This window comes from Arthrobacter sp. BC5 (genome assembly GCF_056680255.1).
In genome coordinates this window covers 118,644-138,523 of the sequence record NZ_JBWXPX010000003.1, presented here as the reverse complement: position 1 = coordinate 138,523, position 19,880 = coordinate 118,644, and the positions used below count along the sequence as shown (strand labels likewise).

At 65.8% G+C, this 19,880-nt stretch carries 16 protein-coding genes; 14 read left to right on the top strand and 2 right to left on the bottom strand.

The window, feature by feature from the left end:
* The coding region (locus tag AC1MFI_RS19605) for an HAD family hydrolase (RefSeq protein WP_479821421.1) at positions 1–249 on the top strand (249 nt) is incomplete at its 5' end.
* Positions 250–621: 372 nt separating this feature from the next.
* Here the strand turns inward: AC1MFI_RS19605 and AC1MFI_RS19600 are convergent.
* A complete protein-coding gene (locus tag AC1MFI_RS19600; protein WP_479821420.1) occupies positions 622–2,541 on the bottom strand; it encodes a glycosyl hydrolase in 1,920 nt (639 codons plus the stop codon).
* 334 nt (positions 2,542–2,875) lie between these two features.
* On the opposite strand from AC1MFI_RS19600, the gene AC1MFI_RS19595 reads away from it, so the two are divergent.
* From AC1MFI_RS19595 to AC1MFI_RS19565, 7 genes are all read left to right on the top strand, one after another.
* Complete coding sequence (locus AC1MFI_RS19595; protein WP_479821419.1) at positions 2,876–4,579, top strand: ABC transporter substrate-binding protein; 1,704 nt, start codon at positions 2,876–2,878, stop codon at positions 4,577–4,579.
* Positions 4,580–4,677: 98 nt separating this feature from the next.
* Positions 4,678–5,667, top strand: a complete 990-nt coding sequence (locus AC1MFI_RS19590) for an ABC transporter permease (protein WP_479821418.1) — start codon at positions 4,678–4,680, stop codon at positions 5,665–5,667.
* Between the two features lie 8 nt (positions 5,668–5,675).
* Positions 5,676–6,635 carry an ABC transporter permease gene (locus AC1MFI_RS19585; RefSeq protein WP_479821417.1) on the top strand — a complete coding sequence of 320 codons (960 nt, stop codon included), beginning with the start codon at positions 5,676–5,678 and terminating at the stop codon, positions 6,633–6,635.
* The gene (locus AC1MFI_RS19580) at positions 6,632–7,606 is read left to right on the top strand and encodes an ABC transporter ATP-binding protein (protein WP_479821416.1); all 975 of its coding nucleotides are present in this window, start codon (positions 6,632–6,634) and stop codon (positions 7,604–7,606) included. Before AC1MFI_RS19585 ends, AC1MFI_RS19580 begins: the two co-directional genes overlap by 4 nt.
* A complete protein-coding gene (locus AC1MFI_RS19575; RefSeq protein ID WP_479821415.1) occupies positions 7,603–8,394 on the top strand; it encodes an ABC transporter ATP-binding protein in 792 nt (263 codons plus the stop codon). Before AC1MFI_RS19580 ends, AC1MFI_RS19575 begins: the two co-directional genes overlap by 4 nt.
* Positions 8,395–8,442: 48 nt before the next feature.
* The gene (locus AC1MFI_RS19570) at positions 8,443–11,040 is read left to right on the top strand and encodes a glycoside hydrolase family 2 protein (protein WP_479821414.1); all 2,598 of its coding nucleotides are present in this window, start codon (positions 8,443–8,445) and stop codon (positions 11,038–11,040) included.
* Positions 11,037–11,954, top strand: coding sequence for an ROK family protein (locus tag AC1MFI_RS19565; RefSeq protein ID WP_479821413.1), 918 nt, complete (start codon positions 11,037–11,039; stop codon positions 11,952–11,954). Before AC1MFI_RS19570 ends, AC1MFI_RS19565 begins: the two co-directional genes overlap by 4 nt.
* An 88-nt stretch (positions 11,955–12,042) precedes the next feature.
* Here the strand turns inward: AC1MFI_RS19565 and AC1MFI_RS19560 are convergent, their stop codons facing one another.
* Positions 12,043–13,110, bottom strand: coding sequence for a LacI family DNA-binding transcriptional regulator (locus tag AC1MFI_RS19560; protein WP_479821412.1), 1,068 nt, complete (start codon positions 13,108–13,110; stop codon positions 12,043–12,045).
* 111 nt (positions 13,111–13,221) lie between these two features.
* Here AC1MFI_RS19560 and AC1MFI_RS19555 point away from each other — a divergent pair, with 111 nt between their 5' ends.
* The 6 genes from AC1MFI_RS19555 to AC1MFI_RS19530 all read left to right on the top strand — a co-directional run bounded on the left by AC1MFI_RS19555 (position 13,222) and on the right by AC1MFI_RS19530 (position 19,671).
* The gene (locus tag AC1MFI_RS19555; RefSeq protein ID WP_479821411.1) at positions 13,222–13,956 is read left to right on the top strand and encodes a sugar phosphate isomerase/epimerase family protein; all 735 of its coding nucleotides are present in this window, start codon (positions 13,222–13,224) and stop codon (positions 13,954–13,956) included.
* On the top strand, positions 13,953–15,095 hold the full coding sequence (locus tag AC1MFI_RS19550; protein WP_479821410.1) for a Gfo/Idh/MocA family protein: 1,143 nt from the start codon (positions 13,953–13,955) through the stop codon (positions 15,093–15,095). Before AC1MFI_RS19555 ends, AC1MFI_RS19550 begins: the two co-directional genes overlap by 4 nt.
* Before the next feature lie 150 nt (positions 15,096–15,245).
* Positions 15,246–16,292 (top strand): L-glyceraldehyde 3-phosphate reductase, encoded by a 1,047-nt coding sequence (mgrA, locus tag AC1MFI_RS19545; protein WP_479821409.1) that lies wholly within the window; start codon positions 15,246–15,248, stop codon positions 16,290–16,292.
* A 6-nt stretch (positions 16,293–16,298) separates the two neighbouring features.
* A complete protein-coding gene (locus AC1MFI_RS19540) occupies positions 16,299–17,237 on the top strand; it encodes a TolB family protein (protein WP_479821408.1) in 939 nt (312 codons plus the stop codon).
* 170 nt (positions 17,238–17,407) lie between these two features.
* Positions 17,408–18,580 (top strand): Gfo/Idh/MocA family protein, encoded by a 1,173-nt coding sequence (locus tag AC1MFI_RS19535; protein WP_479821407.1) that lies wholly within the window; start codon positions 17,408–17,410, stop codon positions 18,578–18,580.
* A gap of 92 nt (positions 18,581–18,672) precedes the next feature.
* Positions 18,673–19,671, top strand: a complete 999-nt coding sequence (locus AC1MFI_RS19530) for a sugar phosphate isomerase/epimerase family protein (protein WP_479821406.1) — start codon at positions 18,673–18,675, stop codon at positions 19,669–19,671.
* The last annotated feature ends 209 nt before the right edge of the window (positions 19,672–19,880 follow it).

Genomic DNA, 19,880 nt, shown 5'->3' with positions numbered 1-19,880 from the left:
GAACAAACAATCACAAGCGCTTCACTCGGAGTCGAGAAGCCAAACCCTGTCATGTTCCATACAGCTCTTAGCATGATCGGTGCAGCACCCGATAGCTGGATGATTGGCGACAACCCCACAGCCGACATCGAGGGTGCCCAAGCAATCGGTATGCGCACCGTGCTCGTCCACCAACCTGTCTTAGACTCACCTCCTCTCACCCTCGTGCAGGCTGCAGCAGAGGTAATCCGTGGCATGCACGCTCGATGAGAGGCTCCTCAGGACACCCTACAAGTCGATTTTTAGGATTATGACTCCATGGGCCAATTCCAAGACACCGTAGCGACGACTGTTTACTAGGCACGCCGACCATACCCACTGACGGTCGACCAAAGGGTACGAAAACCGGTATCTAAGCCCTTAAGGACGCCACAGACATCGCCTCAATTTGCAGTTCGCTGGCAGACAGTAGTGTTTTTCCATACGGTGGTCCTGAATCGGGCCGTCCTAGTGGTCCTAAATCACGTTGACATACTCAAACGGGGTTCACGGCTTCCTAATACCTGTCGTGAGCAATGCTGAAAATGGCGACACCAACGACGACGGCGGTGGCCGTCGTCGTTGGTGTTAGTTGGTCCAGGCCTACTTCGCGATGATGTCGTCGACGTAGATGGTGCCCGTCGTGACGCCCGCGTTGCCCTGGCCCAGGTACAGGCTGAACTGCGTGACGTTGGCGAGCTTCGCCGCGTCGAGCACGGCGCCCGCGTGGGCGGTGTCCCAGGATGCCGGCTTGAACTCCGAGAAGGGCGCCGAGACCTGAATCGGTGCGGTGCCGGTCAGGGGCACGTTGTACTCGAAGTAGATGCCGTCGGCCACGACCTGCAGCGTCGCACCCGTTCCCGTTCCATCCGGGCGCAGCCAGGCGCCCAGTGACGTGAAGCCGGACCAGTCCTGGTCCACTGTCCGCCCGATGCCGGTGTAGTTCTGCGACGCGAAGTCGTAGCTGTAGGACAGGCCGTAGCTACCGGAGGCCTTGTTCTCGACGGAGTGGGCGATCGAATTCACGCCTGCACTCGTGTACACCTCGTCGAGGGTCACATCATCGCCCGAGTAGCCCTCGAAGGTGTCTACGACGCCCGGTACGACCACCGGAGCGGGACCGAGGAGCAGGAGTGCCTCATCTGTATAGGTCGCCTTCGAACCCTTCCCGTTGCCCTCCGTGACGGTGACCTTCACCGTAGCGGTCCGCGATTCGGTGTTGCCGTTGGGGATCGTGTAGATGCCGGTGAAGTAACCCTGGGCATCGAGCGTGAGTGGCTGGGCCGATCCGGCGTCGACCGTGTACGTAGCGGTCGCATTCTTCATACCGGTGGCGCTGACCCGGATGGTCGTCGTCGTGCCGGTGACGCGCTGGCGATCAGTCGGGGTGACGATGTGTACGGCAGGTTCTTGCGTGGCCGGCCTGGTGCGGCGGTCGAAGACATTCTTCAGGTCGGTCGCGAAGTAGCTGGCGGGATCTGCGTAGAACGCGCGGAAGTCCGGCATGAGTTCGTGCTCGGGCGTGGACCCGAAGGCGGGGTACGGCACGAAGAACTGCTCAAGCCCGAAGTTTGCCCAGGTCTGGGCGTAAGCGATCCGCGCGGAGTCGGGGTTGCTACGCAGCGCATTCAAAATGCTCGTGTACCACTCAAGGTCTGGGTTCTGCCCGTTGGGCTTCAGTGCCCCGCTCATGCCGAACTCGGTCAGCGCCGATATTTTGCCCTTTTCGTCCGCCATACGGGAGATCATCGCGGTGTCAGCGACGAGGGAGTCGAGCCATTGCTGGCTGCCGTTGGTGCCGTCGTAGAGGTCGTACCCGAGTACGTCCACGAAGTCATCGCCCGGGTAGGTCTTGAGGTAGGTCTCAGGAGTGCCGCCGAAGGTGCCGTTGGGGGAGTAGGCGTACAGGAAGTTGTGGACGTCCTTAGTGTCCCGCAGGTATTCGACCGTGTAACGGAAAATCTCCTGGTACTCGGCGCTGGTGGTGTGGCCTGCACCCCACCAGAACCAGCCACCGTTGTTTTCGTGCCACGGCCGGAAGATGATCGGGATCTGCTTGCCGTTCTCGTCCACGGACTCCTTGGCCACGTCGGCGAAGGCGTCGAGGTATTCGAGGAACGCGGCATTGTTCGGCCCGCCGGGAAGGATCTGGCGGACCGCGTTGCCGCCGGTGTCGTTGTAGCGGCCACCTGTCGCGAAGTTCGGGAAGTGCGCGCTGATCGTGTTGATGCCGCCAAGGGAATCGGCCTTCTGAATGCCATCGACCAGCACGTCGACGTTCGTATCCAGCGAGGCACCCGCGATGCCCGGGCGCTCGTCGCCGGTGAGGATCAGCGAGTCCCAGCCGAAGATCGCCGGGAAATCACCCACGCCGTTCTTCACGTCCGACGCCAGCCCAGCAGGTGCCGGATCGGTGACGGCGTAGTCGGTTGTGTGCTGGTGGCCGAAAAGGATGCCCTGTCCGCGCACCGACTGGAGGTAGGAGAAGAGGGACCGCGTTTCATTCGTCGCGTCGCCATCCACAAGATCAACAGCGGCAGGTGGGCCTCCCCGTTGTCCGTCCGATGATGGCGGCGCTGCCGCGGCAGGGCCAGCGGAGACGAGCGCGGCAGCGAGCACGCTCACAAGCGCAGAAGCAGTCAGAGCGTTTCGCAAGGTAAAGGGGGAGCGTGTGTCATGAGGGAGCAATGCGGTTCTCCTTTGAAGGGCACTCCGGACGAGTTCATCCTGAGACGCAAGTCACAGACTTACTTGACTTCGATAATAAAGTGGCCTAAGAAAGTAGTCAACGGTTTGTTTCACTAGTGGACGAGCCAGCTGGTGGCACCGTTGCCGCCCATGATTGAAAGGTACAAAGATGTCCTCATCACTTTCGGGCTCCAAGCGTCTGGGCCTTGCTGCTGCGGCGATGCTCAGTGTCGCAACTCTCGCCCTCAGCGGCTGCGCCAGCGGCGGCGGGGGCGCGTCAAGTGAAGGTGGTGGTTCGGAAAGTAGCTCCGTCACCGTCTTCAACGGTGCCACGGGTACTATCGCCGAGAACTTCAACCCCTTCTCCTCGACGGCACTCCAGCCGACCCTCGGCGTGATCTTCGAGCCGCTCTTCTGGTACAACGCGGCATCCGACGAGCCGCCCACACCGCTTCTCGCGGAGTCCTTTGAGTGGAACGAGGACGGCACCCAGCTAACGATCAAGACCCGTGAGGGCGTCAAGTGGTCCGACGGCGAGCCGTTCACTGCAAAAGATGTGGCCTTCACCTTCAACCTCGTCAACAAGACCCCGGAACTGAACACCACAGGACTTTCGGCAACCGCCGAGGCCACGGACGACACGACCGCGGTGCTGACCTTCCAAGAGCCTTCCTTCATGCAGGAGCCGAGCGTGCTCGGCAACCGCGGCATCGTCCCCGAGCACATCTGGAAGGACGTCGCGGATCCCATCACGGAGACCAACTCGAACCCCGTTGGAACTGGCCCCTTCAAGGTCAAGGACTTCACTGCGCAGAGCTATCTCCTCGAGAAAAACGACGTCTACTGGGAGGAAGGGAAGCCGGCGATCGACGAGGTCCGCTACATCTCCCTGGAAAGTGCCGATGCCGCCACCGGCGCGCTCCTGGCCGGCGAGGTCGACTGGATGAGCTCCTTCCTGCCTGGTCTCGAGCAGATTCTCTCCGACAACGAGAACCTCTCCTACGTCAACACGCCCGCGCTGACGGCCTCGATCTTCACCTGCTCCAACGAGGAACTGGGCTGCGAGGGCCCCCAGACGGACCCGGCCGTGCGCCAGGCGATCTACCAGGGCATCGACCGTGAGCAGCTCAATGCCCTCGCCGGCGGCGGATTCGCTAAGACCGCGTCGCCGACCCTGGTGTTGCCGGAGCGCGACGCGGCCTGGATAGCTGACCCCGAGAACACCGAGACACCCGCCAACGCGAACGTCGAGGAGGCCAAGAAGATCCTCGAGGACGCCGGCTGGGTCGAGGGCAGCGACGGAATCCGTGAGAAGGACGGCGAGCGGCTCTCCCTCGGCATCCAGACGGTAACGGGCTACAGCGACTTCATCTCGCTGAACGACGCCATGTCCCAGCAACTCCGCGAGGTCGGCATCGATCTCAAGCCGACGCAGATCACCTACAACGAGTGGATCAACAACCTCAACATCGGTAAGTACCAGCTGACGCTCGAGTCCATCGGGCTCCAGCCGTCGAACAACCCGTACTACGCCTATGAGAAGTGGTACAACTCCGCCAACACGACGCCGGTCGGCGAATCCGCGCTGAACAACAACACCGCGCGCTACAGCAACCCCACCGTGGACGAGGCCCTCGCCACGGCGCGATCCACCAATGACGAGGCGGTGCAGAAGGAGCAGTACGGCATCATCCAGGACGAGATTGTCCGGGACATGCCCTACATCCCGATCTACGTGAACTCGCTTCTGACCGAGTTCAACACGGAGCGTGCCACGGGCTGGCCCACCAACGAGGACCCGTACGCCCTCGCAGCAACGTGGAAGGCCTGGGACAACGGCATCGTGTTGAAGAACATCACACCTGCCGAGTAATCAGTCCACCCCCGTGTCATAGGCGGAACGGAGCATCCTCGTGAAGCTCCGTTCCGCTCGTGGCCTGGCCTCGACCCTGCCGCGGAAAGTCGATTCCCATGAAATACATCCTTCAAAAGCTCGGGTTCTACCTGATCGCGTTCTGGGCCGCACTGACGGTCAACTTCTTCCTGCCACGGCTCCTTCCGGGAAACCCCGTGGACATCATGCTGGCGAAGCTCGCCCAGCGTGGGCCGGTGACACCGGAAGCGCGGGAGGCAGTCGAACTTCTCCTCGGTACCAATACGGACGCACCGCTGATCGTGCAGTACTGGCAGTACCTCGGGAAGCTCTTCACTCTGGACCTCGGAACCTCCGTCGCTTTCTTCCCCGCATCCGTGACAGACATCATCGGGCAGACCCTGCCATGGACCATCGGTCTCATCGGCATAGCGACGATCATCTCCTTTGTCCTCGGGGTAGTGCTCGGAATGCTCGCTGGATGGAAGCGTGGCTCGTGGCTGGACAACCTCATCCCGGTCACCACCATGCTGCAGTCGGTGCCCTATTTCTGGCTCGCGTTGATCCTCCTGTTCGTCCTGGGCGGCATGTGGGACCTTTTCCCGCTGAACGGCGGCTACAACGTCTACGAGGTGAGCCCGGGCTGGAACTGGGCCTTCGTCAGCAGCGTCATCTACTACGGCACCCTTCCTGCACTGACAATCGTCATCTCATCGGTGGGTGGCTGGATGCTGGGCATGCGCAACATGATGGTGTCCACGCTGTCCGATGACTACATCCTCACTGCGGAAGCCAAGGGACTTCGGCCCAGGAGAATCATGACCACCTACGCCGCGCGCAACGCTGTCCTGCCGTCCGTCGCAGGCTTCGCCATCTCGCTCGGGTTCGTAGTAGCCGGTTCGATCGTCACAGAGGCAGTTTTCTCCTACCCCGGCATCGGCTCAGCGCTCCTCAACGCGGTGGGTAGTAACGACTACTCCCTCATGCAGGGCCTCTTCCTCGTAATCACGCTGTCCGTTCTTGGCGCGAACCTCATCGTCGACCTCCTCTACTCGTTCATCGATCCCCGCACCCGGGCCCGAAGCTAGGACTCGCCATGACCACCACCACCCAGGACCCGGGGATCGCCGCGACCAGTGCCCGCTCCACGCGGCCCAAACGCGCATTCCCGCCCCTGACACCGAAGCTCGCCATCGGACTCGGCATCGCCGGCAGCATCACCCTCTTCGGGATCCTCGGTCCGTTCTTCGTCGGTGATCCGTCGACAGTCAACAACGTGGGCCTCGCCGGTCCCGCCGACGGATTCATCCTCGGCACCACCCAGACCGGTCAGGATGTTTTCGCACAACTCGCTTACGCCACCCGGGGATCCCTCACAGTCGGCCTGATCGTCGGTGTCCTGACCCTCTTCCTGTCTGCTTTCTTCGGCATCATTGGGGCGTACTTCGGCGGCTGGCTCGATGAGTCCTTCTCGCTTTTCAGCAACGTCATGCTGGTCATCCCCGGGCTGCCGTTGGTCATCATCATCTCCAGCTACGTCCCCGAGAAAAGCATCCTCCTCGTCGCCGTCGTCCTCGCGATCACCGGCTGGGCAGGCTCCGCCCGTGTCCTGCGCGGATTCACACTCAGCGTGCGCAACCGCGACTACGTCGCCGCCGCCCGTGTGTCCGGTGAGAAGTCTTGGCGCATCCTGGGCGTCGAGATCCTCCCGAACCTCATCCCCCTGCTCGCCTCGCAAATGGTCTTCGCCATCATCTTCGCGATCCTCGGTGAGGCAGGGCTCTCCTTCCTCGGCCTCGGGGCGTCGGACTCCTTCACCTGGGGCACCATGCTCTACTTCGCCCAGAACGGGCTCGCCCTGCGGCTCGGAGCCTGGTGGTGGTTCGTACCACCGGGACTGCTGATCGCCCTGTTCGGCGCGGCCCTTGCCCTCATCAATTTCTCCATCGACGAGATCATCAACCCCAAGCTGCGCTCCCAGACCCGTGCCACCCGGCGCTCCTGGAAGCTCTCCAAGTCCGAACTCCGCACCGCCACCAAGGAGGACGTCCTATGAGCAGCACCAACCAGGGAGCCCACTCCGTCAGCATCACAGACCTCGGTGCACGCGGCCCCGCAGACGAGGCCCGGCCCGGGCGTGAGCACCGCAGAGAACGTGCCACCGAGGCACGCGAGCATCCTGTGCTGACCATCGACGACTTTAGCGTCGAGTACAAGGGCGACCGCGTAGTCAAGGCCGTGAAGAACGTGAGCCTCACACTCGGCCGCGGAGAGATTCTGGGCCTCGCGGGGGAGAGCGGCTGCGGCAAATCCACCCTCGCCTACGGCATCAACCGGCTCCTGAAGCCGCCAGCCGTCATCACCGGCGGCAGCGCCCATTTCCACTCGCGCGAAGGCTACGTGATTGACCTCAACGAGCTCAGCGGCGAGGAGCTTCGCGCTTTCCGCTGGGACAAGATCGCAATGGTCTTCCAGGGCGCCATGAATTCGCTGAACCCGGTCATCACCATCCAGAGCCAGATCGAGGACATCTTCTCCACCCACCGGCCGGACATGTCAAAGAAGGAACGCCGCACGAAATGCGGGGACCTCCTCGAACGCGTGGGTGTGGACCGGAGCCGGCTTCGCTCCTACCCGCATGAACTCTCCGGCGGCATGCGCCAGCGCGTCATGATCGCCATGGCCATGGCGCTCGATCCGCAGGTCATGATCATGGACGAGCCCACCACAGCCCTCGACGTCGTGGTACAGCGTGACATCCTGCGCGAGATCACCCGGTTGCGAGCGGACCTGGGCTTCGCGGTCATCTTCATCACCCACGACCTTCCGCTCCTGCTGGAGATCAGCGACCGCATCGCGGTGATGCGCGAGGGGGAGATTGTGGAACTCGGCGACGCGGTGGAGCTCTATACCAACCCGCAGCACGAGTACACCAAAAAACTCCTGGCATCCTTTCCGAGCCTTACCGGAGCGCGCGGTGACTTCATCCGAGGCGGATCGCGGAACCAGAACGGAGACCAGGCATGAGCGCGCTGGAAGTCAAGGACCTCGTCAAGGAGTACAGGCTGCGCAACGGACGGCACTCGAGCGTCCTGAAAGCGGTGAACAACGTCAGCTTCTCGATCGACAGCGGGCGCACGGTAGCCCTCGTGGGACAGAGCGGCAGCGGCAAGTCCACCCTAGCCAAGCTTCTCATGCAGCTCGAGAAGCCCACCTCGGGCAGCATCACGCTCGACGGCGAACCCGTGAGCAGGCGCGGCGCGGGCCTGCGGCAGTACCGCAGTGACGTGCAGATGGTGTTCCAGGACCCCTTCGCGTCGTTGAACCCGTACCACACCATCGCCCACCACATCGGGCGTCCACTCATCCTCCACGGCAAGGCGAAGGGCCGCGACGACGTCCTGGACGGCGTTACGAAGCTGCTCGAACGCGTGAGGCTCGACCCGGACATGGCCCAGCGCAAACCGCACGAACTCTCGGGCGGCCAGCGCCAGCGTATTGCGATCGCCCGCGCCCTCGCACCCGAGCCGAAGATCCTCGTGGCGGATGAGCCCGTCTCAATGCTCGACGTCTCGATCCGCCTCGGCGTGCTCAACCTGCTTGCGGACCTGCAGCGCGAGGAGAACCTCGGCGTCTTCTACATCACGCACGACCTCGCGACCGCACGCCATTTCTCGGACGACATCCTCGTAATGTTCAAGGGCGAAATCGTCGAGCGCGGCCCGGCCGACGACGTCATCCTCAACCCTCAGCACGAATACACGCAGCTCCTCGCGGAAGCCGCGCCCAACCCTGAGAAGCGCATCAGCGCCTGACCGCCCCCGAACCACCGGCAGCCCCGTGCCGCCACAGACCCCTGGAGTATGTGCATGAACACCACGACCCCCGCCCCGCAGACCTTGGACCTGGGGGGGGCCTGGAATCTCGCCTGGACCGCGGGGCCGGACTCTTCGCCGTCATACGCGACATCCGGTCGGCCCATCTCGGCCACTGTTCCTGGTCAGGTCCACACTGACCTGTTGGCCGCCAGCCTGCTGGAGGACCCAGATGTCGGGTTGCGGGAAGCAGACCAGATGTGGATCGGCCACTCGCAGTGGACCTACTCCCGCCGCTTCGATTGGAACGGGGACCTCACCGGTGACCGCATCGAACTCGTCGCGGACGGGCTGGACACCTTCGCCACCGTCCGTCTGAACGGGCACGAGGTCGCCGTCACCTCGGACCAGCACATCGCATACCGCTGGAACGTGGCCAGTCTGCTCACCTGCGGTGAGAACCTCCTCGAGATCACGTTCGGATCCGCATGGGACGCGGCCCATGAGTGTGAGGCGCAGATCGGCGAGCTGCCACGCCCCTACGACGAGCCGTACCCCTTCGTGCGCAAGAGCGCGTGCAACTTCGGGTGGGACTGGGGGCCGCACTACGTCACCGCCGGCATCTGGCAGCCGATCCGCCTCGAGGCGTGGTCGGGCGCCCGCCTCGATTCGATCCGCCCGGACGTCGTGCTTGACGGCACCACGGCACGCGTCACCGTCTCGGTCGGGCTTGAGCGTCAAGGATCGACGTCGGGCCTGTCGGTCACGGCCGTCCTCACCGCCCCCGATGGGTCCGAGGTCGCCCGCCTGGGTACCCCGGCGGACTCCAACGACGTCGTCCTCGCGCTGGACGTGGCGGATCCCCAGCTGTGGTGGCCCGTGGGGCTCGGCGCGCAGCCGCTCTACGGGCTCTCTGTGGAGATCACCGGTGATGACGGCGCAGTGCTTTCCGCCGCGGAACGGCGAATCGGCCTGCGCACGGTCGTGGTCGAGGAGGAGCCGGACGCCAAAGGCGCCACCTGGGCGCTGGTGGTCAACGGGCGCCGGGTCCGCGTACGCGGCTACAACTGGATCCCCGATGATCCCTTCATCGCCGAAGTCACCGAGGAACGGCTCGGGCAGCGCCTCGACCAAGCCGTCGAGGGCGGCGCCAACCTCCTGCGCGTCTGGGGCGGTGGGTACTTCTCGACCGAGGAGTTCATGGCGGGCTGCGACGAGCGCGGGCTGATGGTGTGGCACGACTTCCTGTTCGCCTGCGCGGCGTACGACGAGTCCGACGCGATGATCGAGGCCGTGACCACCGAGGCCGAACAGGCCGTGGCACGCCTGTCCTCGCACCCGAGCCTGGTGATCTGGTGCGGCGGCAACGAGTGCGTCTGGGGCATGTACGACTGGGGCTGGCCCGAGATCCTCCAGGGGCGCCCGTATGGTGCCGCCTTCTACACCGAGGTCCTCCCCGGTGTCATCAGCCGCCTCGACCCCTCACGGCCCTACGTCCCCAACAGCCCATGGTCCGGGTCCCTCGACAAGCACCCGAATGACCGCGCCTCGGGACCCGTGCACATCTGGGAGGTCTGGAACAACGTCGACTACGTCCACTACCGCGACGTCGACCCGCCCTTCGTCTCCGAGATGGGCTGGTGCGCGCCCCCGGCCTGGTCGACGCTTCAACGCGTCGTCACCGAGGGCGACCTGATGCCCGACAACCCACAGGTGGCCCACCACATGCGGGCCGCGGACGGCATGGAGAAGCTCGCAAGGGGACTGGCGCCCTACTTCGGCGAACCCGAGACGGCCGAGGACTGGCACTACCTCACGCAGATGGTGCAGGCGCGTTCGCAGGCCGCCGGGGCCGAGTGGCTGCGCACGCGGGAGCGGTGCGCCGGCGTGGTCATCTGGCAACTCAACGACTGCTGGCCCGTGCTCAGCTGGTCCGCCGTGGACGGCGACGGCATCGAAAAGCCCGTCTGGTACGCGCTCCGGCGATCCTTCGCGGAACGCCTGTTGGCGATCGTGCCCATCACCGCCGGTGGCACCGACGATCCGACCGGCTCCGACGGGCTCGAAGTGGTGATCGTCAACGACGGGCTGTCCGAGTGGACCGCCGACGTCGTCGTTCGCCGCCTCGCACTCGACGGGACAGAAACCGGGCGGGAAACCGTGCGCCTTGCGGCCGCGGCAGACGGAACGGCACGCGCAGTCCTTTCTGCTGCGCTCACCGCCGCAAGCGATCGGGAGTTCCTCGTCGCCGACGCCGGGAGCCTTCGCTCTACCTGGTTCTTCGCGCCCGATGCCGCCCTCAAGCCGGCCCAACCGCGTTTCATGGCCGACGCAACGATCGACGGCGGATCCGCGCGGGTCACCGTACGGGCCGAGACGGTGCTGCGGGACCTCTGCGTGTTCGCGGACCGCCTGGCGCAGCTCCTGGGCGTGGCAGCGTCGGAACTCGTCGTCGACGACATGATGCTCACGCTGCTTCCCGGAGAGACCACCACCTTCACCATCAGCAGGCGCGACGGCGGTGCGCTGAAGGTGCCGACGGATCTGGCGGCTGCGGAGCAGTTCCCGGTGATCCGCTGCATCGGTGACAGCACTGCCCTGGTACCCGCTAGCTCGGGACTGGCCGTAGGGGACACAGCCCGATGATCGCGGGCATCGAGACCGGTGGCACCAAGATCATCTGCGCCGTCGCCGACCCGCAGGACCCAGGGACGCTGGTCGACCAGGCTCGAATCGACACCACGATGCCGGTGCAGACCCTCGCGGCGATCCGTAAGTTCCTGGCGCCGTACGCAGTGGCGGGCCGCTTCGACGCCGTCGGCATCGCCTCCTTCGGGCCCGTGGAAGTCGATGCAGCGTCTCCCCGGTTCGGCTGGATCACCTCCACGCCCAAGCCGGGGTGGCGCGACACGGACGTGGTCAGCGGCCTCGGTCTGGCGCCCGGGACCCCTGTCCGCCTGGTCACGGACGTGACAGGCGCGGCGCTCGGCGAGCACCGGTTCGGTGCCGGCCGCGGCGTCGACGACTTGGCGTATGTGACAATCGGCACGGGGGTCGGGGCCGGCATCGTAGTCAATGGAGCCCCCTTCACGCTCCGAAGCCACCCCGAACTGGGACACCTGCTCGTCCGGAGGCACCCCGAGGACTCCTTTGCCGGGGTGTGCCCCTTCCACGGAGATTGCCTTGAAGGCCTCGTTTCCGGGCCTTCGATCGCAGCCCGTTGGGGCAGGCCCGGCCCCGACCTTGGACTCCTACGCGAGGACGCTGTCGAACTGTCCTCGTACTACATCGCCCAGTTGCTCTCCACGGTCACGTACGCGGCCGCGCCGCAAAGAATCATCGTCGGCGGGGGAGTGCTGAAGACACAGGGCCTGCTCGAGGCCGTCCGCGAGCAACTCGCCCTGCTGGTGGGTGGCGCCCTCGCCGATCACCCTCTTCTTGACCCGGACAGCGGCTACGTCGTCCGGCCGGAACTGGGCGACGAGTCCGGCGTGCGTGGTGCGCTCTCCATCGCCGGGGATGCCCTGTCACTTGGAGCGGCACTTGCAACAGCGGGCTAAATCCGGCTTCACATCCGGCGCCCCGCCGACGCCGGAGATATATGATGAGGAGCCCGTGACTCCGCACTAGCCCGAGTCACCCTGGCAATCACGTGGTCATGCGGTTTTCCCACCTTCGCGAAAGTGCCATGTCCGCCGTGCTGGCCCGCACCATGAGCTCGCTGCGGGGCATCGAACTCGACTGCAGCGTACCCGAATCGAGTAGGGAGAGCAGGAGTTCCGCCGCAACCTTTCCCTGCATGACCGGGTTCCGGGACAGGGCGGTGACCGGCGGCGAGGCGAGCTGGCAGTGGAGCGAATCGTCCCAACTCGCGATCGCCACGTCCTCGGGGCACCGCAACCCGAGCTCGCGGAGCGCCATGAGTGCCCCCATGGACATGAGGTCGTTCCCGAGGATCACGGCGGTCACGGCGGGCACGGCGTCGTCCGGGGGTTCACAAAGCAGAGACAGGACGGCGTCATGCCCGGCCTCCAGCGCGTAGTTCCCCTCCCGCGGCACCACCTCCATGCCATGCGCTGCGGCGCACCGCGCCACGCCGGTGATGCGCTCCTCCTCGTGCAGGAAACGGTGCGGGCCCGAAACGTGGGCGATCCGCCGGTGTCCTTGGGCATGCAGATGGTCGACGATCGTGGCTGAGTCCACCGCGTGGTCCGTCGTCGTGCCCGAGAAGACGGCCGGCTCCTCCGATTCCGGCGCACCGTGCAGGACGAACGGGAGACCCAGCCGGTCGAGCAGGGCGGGGCGCGGGTCCTCGTGGAGGTGGTCGAACAAGAGGACGCCGTCGACCTTCCGCTCGCCCGCCCAGCGCTCGTAGGTGGCGCGTTCCTGCGCCGGGTCCGTACCGACCATGCGGAGCATCAGGGCCATGTCGCCCTCGGCGAGGGCGGTCTCGATGCCCGCCAGCAGCCCCATGTAGTAGGGCTCCGTGCCGATAAGGTCGGGACCCGCCGAGAGGACCATGCCCACGGCTCCGGAACGGGAGCGGGACAGGGCTCGGGCGGACGAACTCGGATACCACTCGAGCTCCTCCGCGAGGTCGAGCACGCGACGCCGGGTCAGCTCGCTGACACCCGGCTGGCCGTTGAGCGCGTAGGACACACTCGCCTTCGAGATGCCCAGCCTCTTCGCCAGACCGGCGATGGTTTCCTTGGCCATGGCTTCCACAATAGCGTCAGGTTTTCCTTGACCGGTCCCGTCTTTTCCCCTAGGTTCGAAGAGTACCTGAACCGGTTCAGTAGACCCGATTTCTCAGCGAGGAGAACCCCTGTGACATATTCGCTCCAGCTCTACACACTGCGGACAGCCATAGGGGAGGACCTGCCGGGCACCATCAAGCGCGTGGCAGAGCTCGGCTATACGGCCGTGGAGCCCTACAACTTCGTGGTCACCGCCGACCAGCTCGCCGAGGCCCTCTCGGCCAACGGGCTCAGCGCACCCTCCGGCCATGCGCCCCTGCTCCGCGCCGACCAGGACGAGATCTTCGAGGCCGCCCGCACGCTCGGCATCGGCACGGTGATCGATCCCCACGTCGAGCGTTCGCACTGGACCACCGAGGAGGACATCAGGGCCACTGCCGAGGCCCTGAACGCGGCGGCGAAGAAGGGTGCTGGGTACGGCATCACGGTCGGCTACCACAATCACGAGTTCGAGCTCGAGGAGCGTATCGACGGCACATCCGCGCTCGAGGTCCTCGCACGCCACCTCGATCCCGAGGTCGTCCTCGAAGTGGACACGTACTGGGCCGCGGTCGGGGGCGAGGACCCCGCCGAACTCCTGCGCCGCCTCGGGGAGCGCGTGCGTTTCGTCCACATAAAGGATGGCCCGCTGACCAAGAACGACAAGGAGCAGGTGGCGGTCGGCCACGGCTCCATGCGCGTGTGGGACGTGCTCGATGCCGTTCCCGGCCTCGAGGCCGCCGTCGTGGAACTCGACGATTTCGACGGCGACGTGTTCACCGCCGTCGCCGACAGTCTGACCTACCTCAACGAGGGGAAGAAATGAGCACGGACACCTCCGGCACCGCAGCAGCGGGCCACCGCACGGGACCCGTCGGCGTCGCCGTCATCGGCGCCGGGGTCATCAGCAAGGAATACCTGACCAACCTGACGGGCTTCCCGGACGTGACGGTGCACATCGTCGCCGACATGTTCGAGGAGGTCGCCGCGGCCCGCGCCGCCGAATTCGGGGTGCCCGCCTCCGGTGGTGTCCAGGATGCGCTGAACCACCCCGACGTCGAGATCGTCGTCAACCTGACCATCCCGGCCGCGCACGTCGAGGTGGCCACCGCCGCCGTCGCCGCCGGCAAGCACGTCTGGAGCGAGAAGCCCTTCTCACTGGACCGCGAGAGCGGCATCGGCCTCCTGAAGACCGCCGACGCAGCCGGGGTCCGCCTCGGCTGCGCTCCCGACACCTTCCTCGGGGCGGGTCTGCAGACCGCGCTGCGGCTCGTGGCGCGAGGAGACATCGGCGTACCCCTGACGGCGCTCACCCTCATGCAGTCGCCCGGCCCCGAGTCGTGGCACCCCAACCCCGCCTTCCTCTTCCAGGAGGGCGCCGGGCCGCTGTTCGACATCGGCCCGTATTACCTGACCACCCTGGTCCAGACCTTCGGCGCCATCACGAAGGTCGCGGGCTTCGGCTCGAAGTCCCGCGCCACCCGGACCATAGGCTCCGGCCCCAAGGCCGGTGAGGTCTTCGACGTCACCGTCCCGTCCCACGTCAGCGCCATCGCCCAGTTCGAGAACGGCGAGTCCTCTCAGAGCATCTTCAGCTTCGACTCACCGCTCAAGCGTGCGGGGTTCGTCGAGGTCACCGGCACCGAGGGGACACTTGCTTTCCCCGATCCGAACAACTTCACCGGTGACCTGATGCTCACACGTCGCGGGGCCGACGAGCCCGAGGTCATCCCGGCCGTCGGTGCGACGTCGACGCGCGGCAGCGGTGTCCTCGAAATGGCACGAGCGCTCCGCAAGGGGCGCCCACACCGCGCCCAGGGCGAGACGGCATACCACGTGCTCGACGCGATGGTCTCGATCTCGGAGAGCGTCGCCACCGGTGAATTCGTCTCGCTCTCGAGCACGGCTACCGCCGCCGAACCGCTGCCGGAGGACTGGGACCCGTACGCCTCCACCCTCTCCTGATCCCGGGGAGGCGCCGCGGATGCACCGTGGCGCCTCCGCTCTAGGACCGACGGCGTCCGCCCTGTGGTCCTCGGCCCGTCAGGGATACCTTCCTCCCCACCGGGAGCGGCAGTCATTCCGCTTCCCGCCACACCACGAACGGATTGTCCGATGACGTACCTGCCCGCCGACGACCGCTACGAAACGATGCCGTACCGCCGCGTGGGACGGAGCGGGCTGCACCTACCCGCCGTCTCGCTGGGCCTGTGGCACAATTTCGGCGACGACAAGGCGTTCGGGGTGCAGCGGGACATCCTGCGGCGGGCGTTCGACCTCGGGGTGACGCACTTCGACCTGGCGAACAACTACGGGCCGCCCGCGGGCAGCGCCGAGACGAACTTCGGCCGGCACCTGAAGGACGACTTCCGGCCGTTCCGGGACGAACTGGTGATCTCCACCAAGGCCGGGTACGGGATGTGGCCGGGCCCGTACGGGGAGTGGGGGTCGCGGAAGTACCTGCTCTCCAGCCTGGACCAGTCGCTGGAGCGGATGGGCCTCGAGTACGTGGACATCTTCTACAGCCACCGTCCGGACCCCGACACCCCGCTGGAGGAGACGATGGGGGCCCTGGACACCGCGGTGCGGTCGGGGCGCGCCCTGTACGCCGGGATCTCCTCGTACTCGCCCGAGCGCACCATCGAGGCCGCCCGGATCCTGGCGGATCTGGGTACGCCGCTGCTGATCCACCAGCCCTCGTACTCGATGCTCAACCGGTGGACGGAGAACGGGTCCCCGAACCTGTACGAGGCCCTCGAGCAGGTCGGGGCGGGCTCGATCGCGTTCTCCCCGCTGGCCCAGGGGCTGCTCACGAGCAGGTACCTGGACGGGGTGCCCGAGGACTCCCGGGCCGCGGCCGGGAAGTCGCTGGACCAGGAGCAGCTGAGCGCGGAGAACCTGGAGCGCATCCGGGGCCTCAACGCGATCGCTGAGGGTCGGGGGCAGAGCCTGGCGCAGCTGGCGATCGCATGGGTGCTGCGGGATCAGACCAAGGGCACCCCTGTGACGTCGGCGCTGATCGGGGCCTCCAGCGTGCGCCAGCTGGAGGACAGCCTGACCGCAGTGGCGAACCTGGACTTCACGCCCGGAGAACTGCACGCCATCGACGAGTTCGCCGTCGAATCCGACATCAACCTCTGGGCCGCCGCCCTCGAGGCATAGATCATAGTGGATCGGCAGGCCAGCACCAGGGACGATCAGCCGGGCAGGGCGGGAGACAGCCGATGGCGTCGGCTCCTACCCGGCCAGCGGGCCCGCCTGATGGTGTTCGACGTCGTCACCCGTTCGTCGACATGTGTCTTCGAGACCCACGACTTCGTCATCGAGGCCCCGAACTGGACCCCCGACGGCGCATGGCTCGTCTTCAACTGCGACGGCCTGATGTACCGCACCCCGCCACAGGAGGACGGGCAGCCGCGCGTCATCTTCACCGGTGCGGTGACGGACTCCAACAACGACCACGTGGTGTCGGCGGATGGCCGCTTCCTATATCTTTCGTCCCAGGACGGGCACCTCTATGAGGTGCCGCTGGGCGGCGGGGAGGCGCGACGTGTGACCCGGCCAGACGACGGGCTCGAGGCCCGCTACCTGCACGGCATTTCACCCGACGGCGGCACCCTGGCGCATATCGGATGTCGCCGCAATGGGGCAGCCATGACCTATAACATCTACACCGTCGGCGTAGATGACGGCATCACTACCCAGCTGACCGACTCGGACCGTCCGCATGACGGCGTGGAGTACAGCCCGGACGGAACGTCGCTGTACTTCAACTCGGAGCGGGCCTCGGACCGGGCGGGGCACTCCCAGCTGTTCCGGATGCGGACCGACGGCACCGGGATGGAGCAGCTGACCTCGGACGAGCGTGTGAACTGGTTTCCGCACCCGGCCCCGGACGGGTCCGCCCTCGTGTATCTCAGTTACCAGCCAGGCGTGGAGGGCCATCCGGCCAACGAGCCGGTCCTGCTGCGCATCGCGGATCCTGACGGGAACAACGCCTGGGACGCCGTCGAGCTCCTCGGCGGACAGGGCACGCTCAACGTCAACAGTTGGGCGCCGGACAGCCGCCGCTTCGCGTACGTCGACTACCCAAGGACCGCCACGTGACAATCTTTGCCGCGAATACTGTCTGGCAGCTTAATTCTCCTGCTGCCAGAGGGTAGAGCTAGCCATTTCTGGCACGATGAACGCTCCTCGCCAGTACTCGGGCGAGTGAATGGAAGCACCCCACCCCTTCCGCCTGTCCCCCCACAACTGCCGCCGGACGAAGAGGAAACATGCACAACGACGTACCACCCCTGAAGGTCGCCCTGATCGGACACGGGTTCATGGGAGCTGCCCATTCCCAGGGATGGCGGGTCGCGCCACGCTTCTACGACCTTTTAGCCCGGCCGGAGATGACCCTTCTCGTGGGACGCAATGCACAGGGGGTGGAAGCCGCAGCCAGGAAATGGGGGTGGGAGGAGACGGGCACGGACTGGCGTGCCGCCATCGCCCGCGACGACATCGACGTCATCGACATCGTCACCCCTGGTGGATCGCATGCTGAGATCGCGATAGCTGCGCTCGAGGCCGGTAAGCATGTCCTGTGCGAGAAGCCGCTCGCAAACACCCTCGACGAGGCCGAGGCGATGGCCGCCGCGGCGGATCGCGCAGGCAAGAGTGTGTTCGCCATGGTCGGGTTCACGTACCGTCGCGTCCCGGCGGCGACCTTCGCGAGGGATCTCGTACGGTCCGGCGCGATCGGGGAAGTACGCCAGGTGCGCGCCGCCTACCTGCAGGATTGGCTGGTCGACGCCGAAGCTCCCCTGACGTGGCGCCTGGAGAAGGAGCACGCCGGTTCCGGCGCACTCGGTGATCTGGGTGCTCATGCTGTCGACCTGGCACAGTTCATCACCGGGCAGAGGATCACCGGTGTCAGCGGCATCCTGAACACCTTCGTCCACGAGCGCCCGGTCCTGGCGGAAGCATCAGGGCTGGCCGGCAGCGCGGGCTCGGAGCGGGGCCGCGTCACCGTGGACGATCTCGCGCTCTTCACCGGCCGTTTCGACGGCGGCGCCATCGGGTCGTTCGAGGCGACCCGCATGTCCACCGGTCGCAAGAATGCACTGCGCCTCGAAGTAGCCGGCTCTACCGGCGCCATCTCCTTCGATCTGGAGAACATGAACTCCCTGGGCTTCTATGATGCGACGGCGCCTGATACCCGCCAGGGATTCACCAGCATCATGGTCACCGAGCCCGCGCACCCCTATATCTCGGCCTGGTGGCCGGCGGGCCACATCCTCGGCTACGAGCACGGCTTCGCCCACCAGGCGAAGGATTTCGTCGAGGCCATCTCCGCGGGCCGCCAACCGGAACCCTCCTTCGCCGACGGCCTGCAGGTACAGAAGGTCCTTGCCGGCGTCGAGCGCAGCGCGGTCGCAGACAGCATCTGGACCACGACGATCTAGGCCCGCTTCCCCGGGCATCCGCGTCACAGGCCATCGGTCACTCCACGACCGGCACGACTGCTCAGTCCCGACTACACGCAAGGAGCATTTGTATGCCACGCAACTACACCCTGTTCACCGGCCAGTGGGCCGATCTCCCCTTCGAGAAGGTCGCCGAACTCGCCGGCCAGTGGGGCTACGACGGACTGGAGATCGCCGTGTCCGGCGACCACCTCGACGCCTGGCGCTGGGACGACGACGCCTACATCCAGGACCGTCTCGACATCCTCGAGCGCAACGGACTGAAGGTCTGGACCATCTCGAACCACCTCAAGGGACAGGCCGTCTGCGACGACCCGATCGACTTCCGCCACCAGGCGATCGTCGGACCGAAGGTCTGGGGCGACGGCGACCCCGAAGGCGTCAGGCAGCGTGCAGCGGAGGAGATGAAGCACACCGCGAGGCTCGCGAAGAAGCTCGGCGTGGACACCGTGGTCGGCTTCACCGGTTCGTCCATCTGGCAGTACGTGGCCATGTTCCCGCCCGTCCCGGCATCCGCGATCGATGCCGGCTACCAGGACTTCGCGGACCGCTGGAACCCCATCCTCGACGTCTTCGACGAATGCGGCGTCCGCTTCGCCCACGAGGTGCACCCCTCCGAGATCGCCTACGACTACTGGTCCACCCAGCGCACCCTCGAGGCCATCGGCCACCGCCCCGCCTTCGGCCTGAACTGGGACCCGAGCCACTTCATGTGGCAGCAGATCGACCCGGTCGCGTTCATCTCCGACTTCAAGGACCGCATCTACCACGTGGACTGCAAGGACACCAAGATGCGCATGGGCGGAGGTCGCAACGGCATCCTCTCCTCCCACCTCCCGTGGGGCGACCCGCGCCGCGGCTGGGACTTCGTCTCGACGGGCCGCGGCGACGTGCCCTGGGAGGACAGCTTCCGCGCCCTGACGGCCATCGGGTACACCGGACCCATCTCCGTGGAATGGGAGGACGCCGGCATGGACCGGCTGCAGGGAGCACCGGAGGCCCTGGCATTCCTGAAGCGCTTCGACTTCGCGCCGTCGGAGACCTCCTTCGACGCCGCCTTCAACCAGTAGCGGGATCTCCCTACCCGATGGCCTACTAGCTGCCGCCACGACGTGGCCCCGTACACTCTGCCTATCAAGTCTCCCGCTTCAGTACCTTCGTTGCGTCATAAGCTGTAGCGCATGATGGACCTCCGAGCCCCTCTCGGCTACTGACGCGATCGCCGATAATTTGTATTTTGTCAGGCTGTCGGTGCCAAGGCGCTGCCTGTGCTTCCGCA

What these genes read in the sequence shown, in the direction of transcription:
- AC1MFI_RS19570 (WP_479821414.1), top strand. Translation starts at nt 8,443, where the DNA reads ATGTGCATGAACACCACGACCCCCGCCCCGCAGACCTTGGACCTGGGG.
- AC1MFI_RS19565 (WP_479821413.1), top strand. Translation starts at nt 11,037, where the DNA reads ATGATCGCGGGCATCGAGACCGGTGGCACCAAGATCATCTGCGCCGTC.
- AC1MFI_RS19580 (WP_479821416.1), top strand. Translation starts at nt 6,632, where the DNA reads ATGAGCAGCACCAACCAGGGAGCCCACTCCGTCAGCATCACAGACCTC.
- AC1MFI_RS19530 (WP_479821406.1), top strand. Translation starts at nt 18,673, where the DNA reads ATGCCACGCAACTACACCCTGTTCACCGGCCAGTGGGCCGATCTCCCC.
- AC1MFI_RS19595 (WP_479821419.1), top strand. Translation starts at nt 2,876, where the DNA reads ATGTCCTCATCACTTTCGGGCTCCAAGCGTCTGGGCCTTGCTGCTGCG.
- AC1MFI_RS19575 (WP_479821415.1), top strand. Translation starts at nt 7,603, where the DNA reads ATGAGCGCGCTGGAAGTCAAGGACCTCGTCAAGGAGTACAGGCTGCGC.
- AC1MFI_RS19550 (WP_479821410.1), top strand. Translation starts at nt 13,953, where the DNA reads ATGAGCACGGACACCTCCGGCACCGCAGCAGCGGGCCACCGCACGGGA.
- AC1MFI_RS19560 (WP_479821412.1), bottom strand. Translation starts at nt 13,110, where the DNA reads ATGGCCAAGGAAACCATCGCCGGTCTGGCGAAGAGGCTGGGCATCTCG.
- AC1MFI_RS19585 (WP_479821417.1), top strand. Translation starts at nt 5,676, where the DNA reads ATGACCACCACCACCCAGGACCCGGGGATCGCCGCGACCAGTGCCCGC.
- mgrA (WP_479821409.1), top strand. Translation starts at nt 15,246, where the DNA reads ATGACGTACCTGCCCGCCGACGACCGCTACGAAACGATGCCGTACCGC.
- AC1MFI_RS19535 (WP_479821407.1), top strand. Translation starts at nt 17,408, where the DNA reads ATGCACAACGACGTACCACCCCTGAAGGTCGCCCTGATCGGACACGGG.
- AC1MFI_RS19590 (WP_479821418.1), top strand. Translation starts at nt 4,678, where the DNA reads ATGAAATACATCCTTCAAAAGCTCGGGTTCTACCTGATCGCGTTCTGG.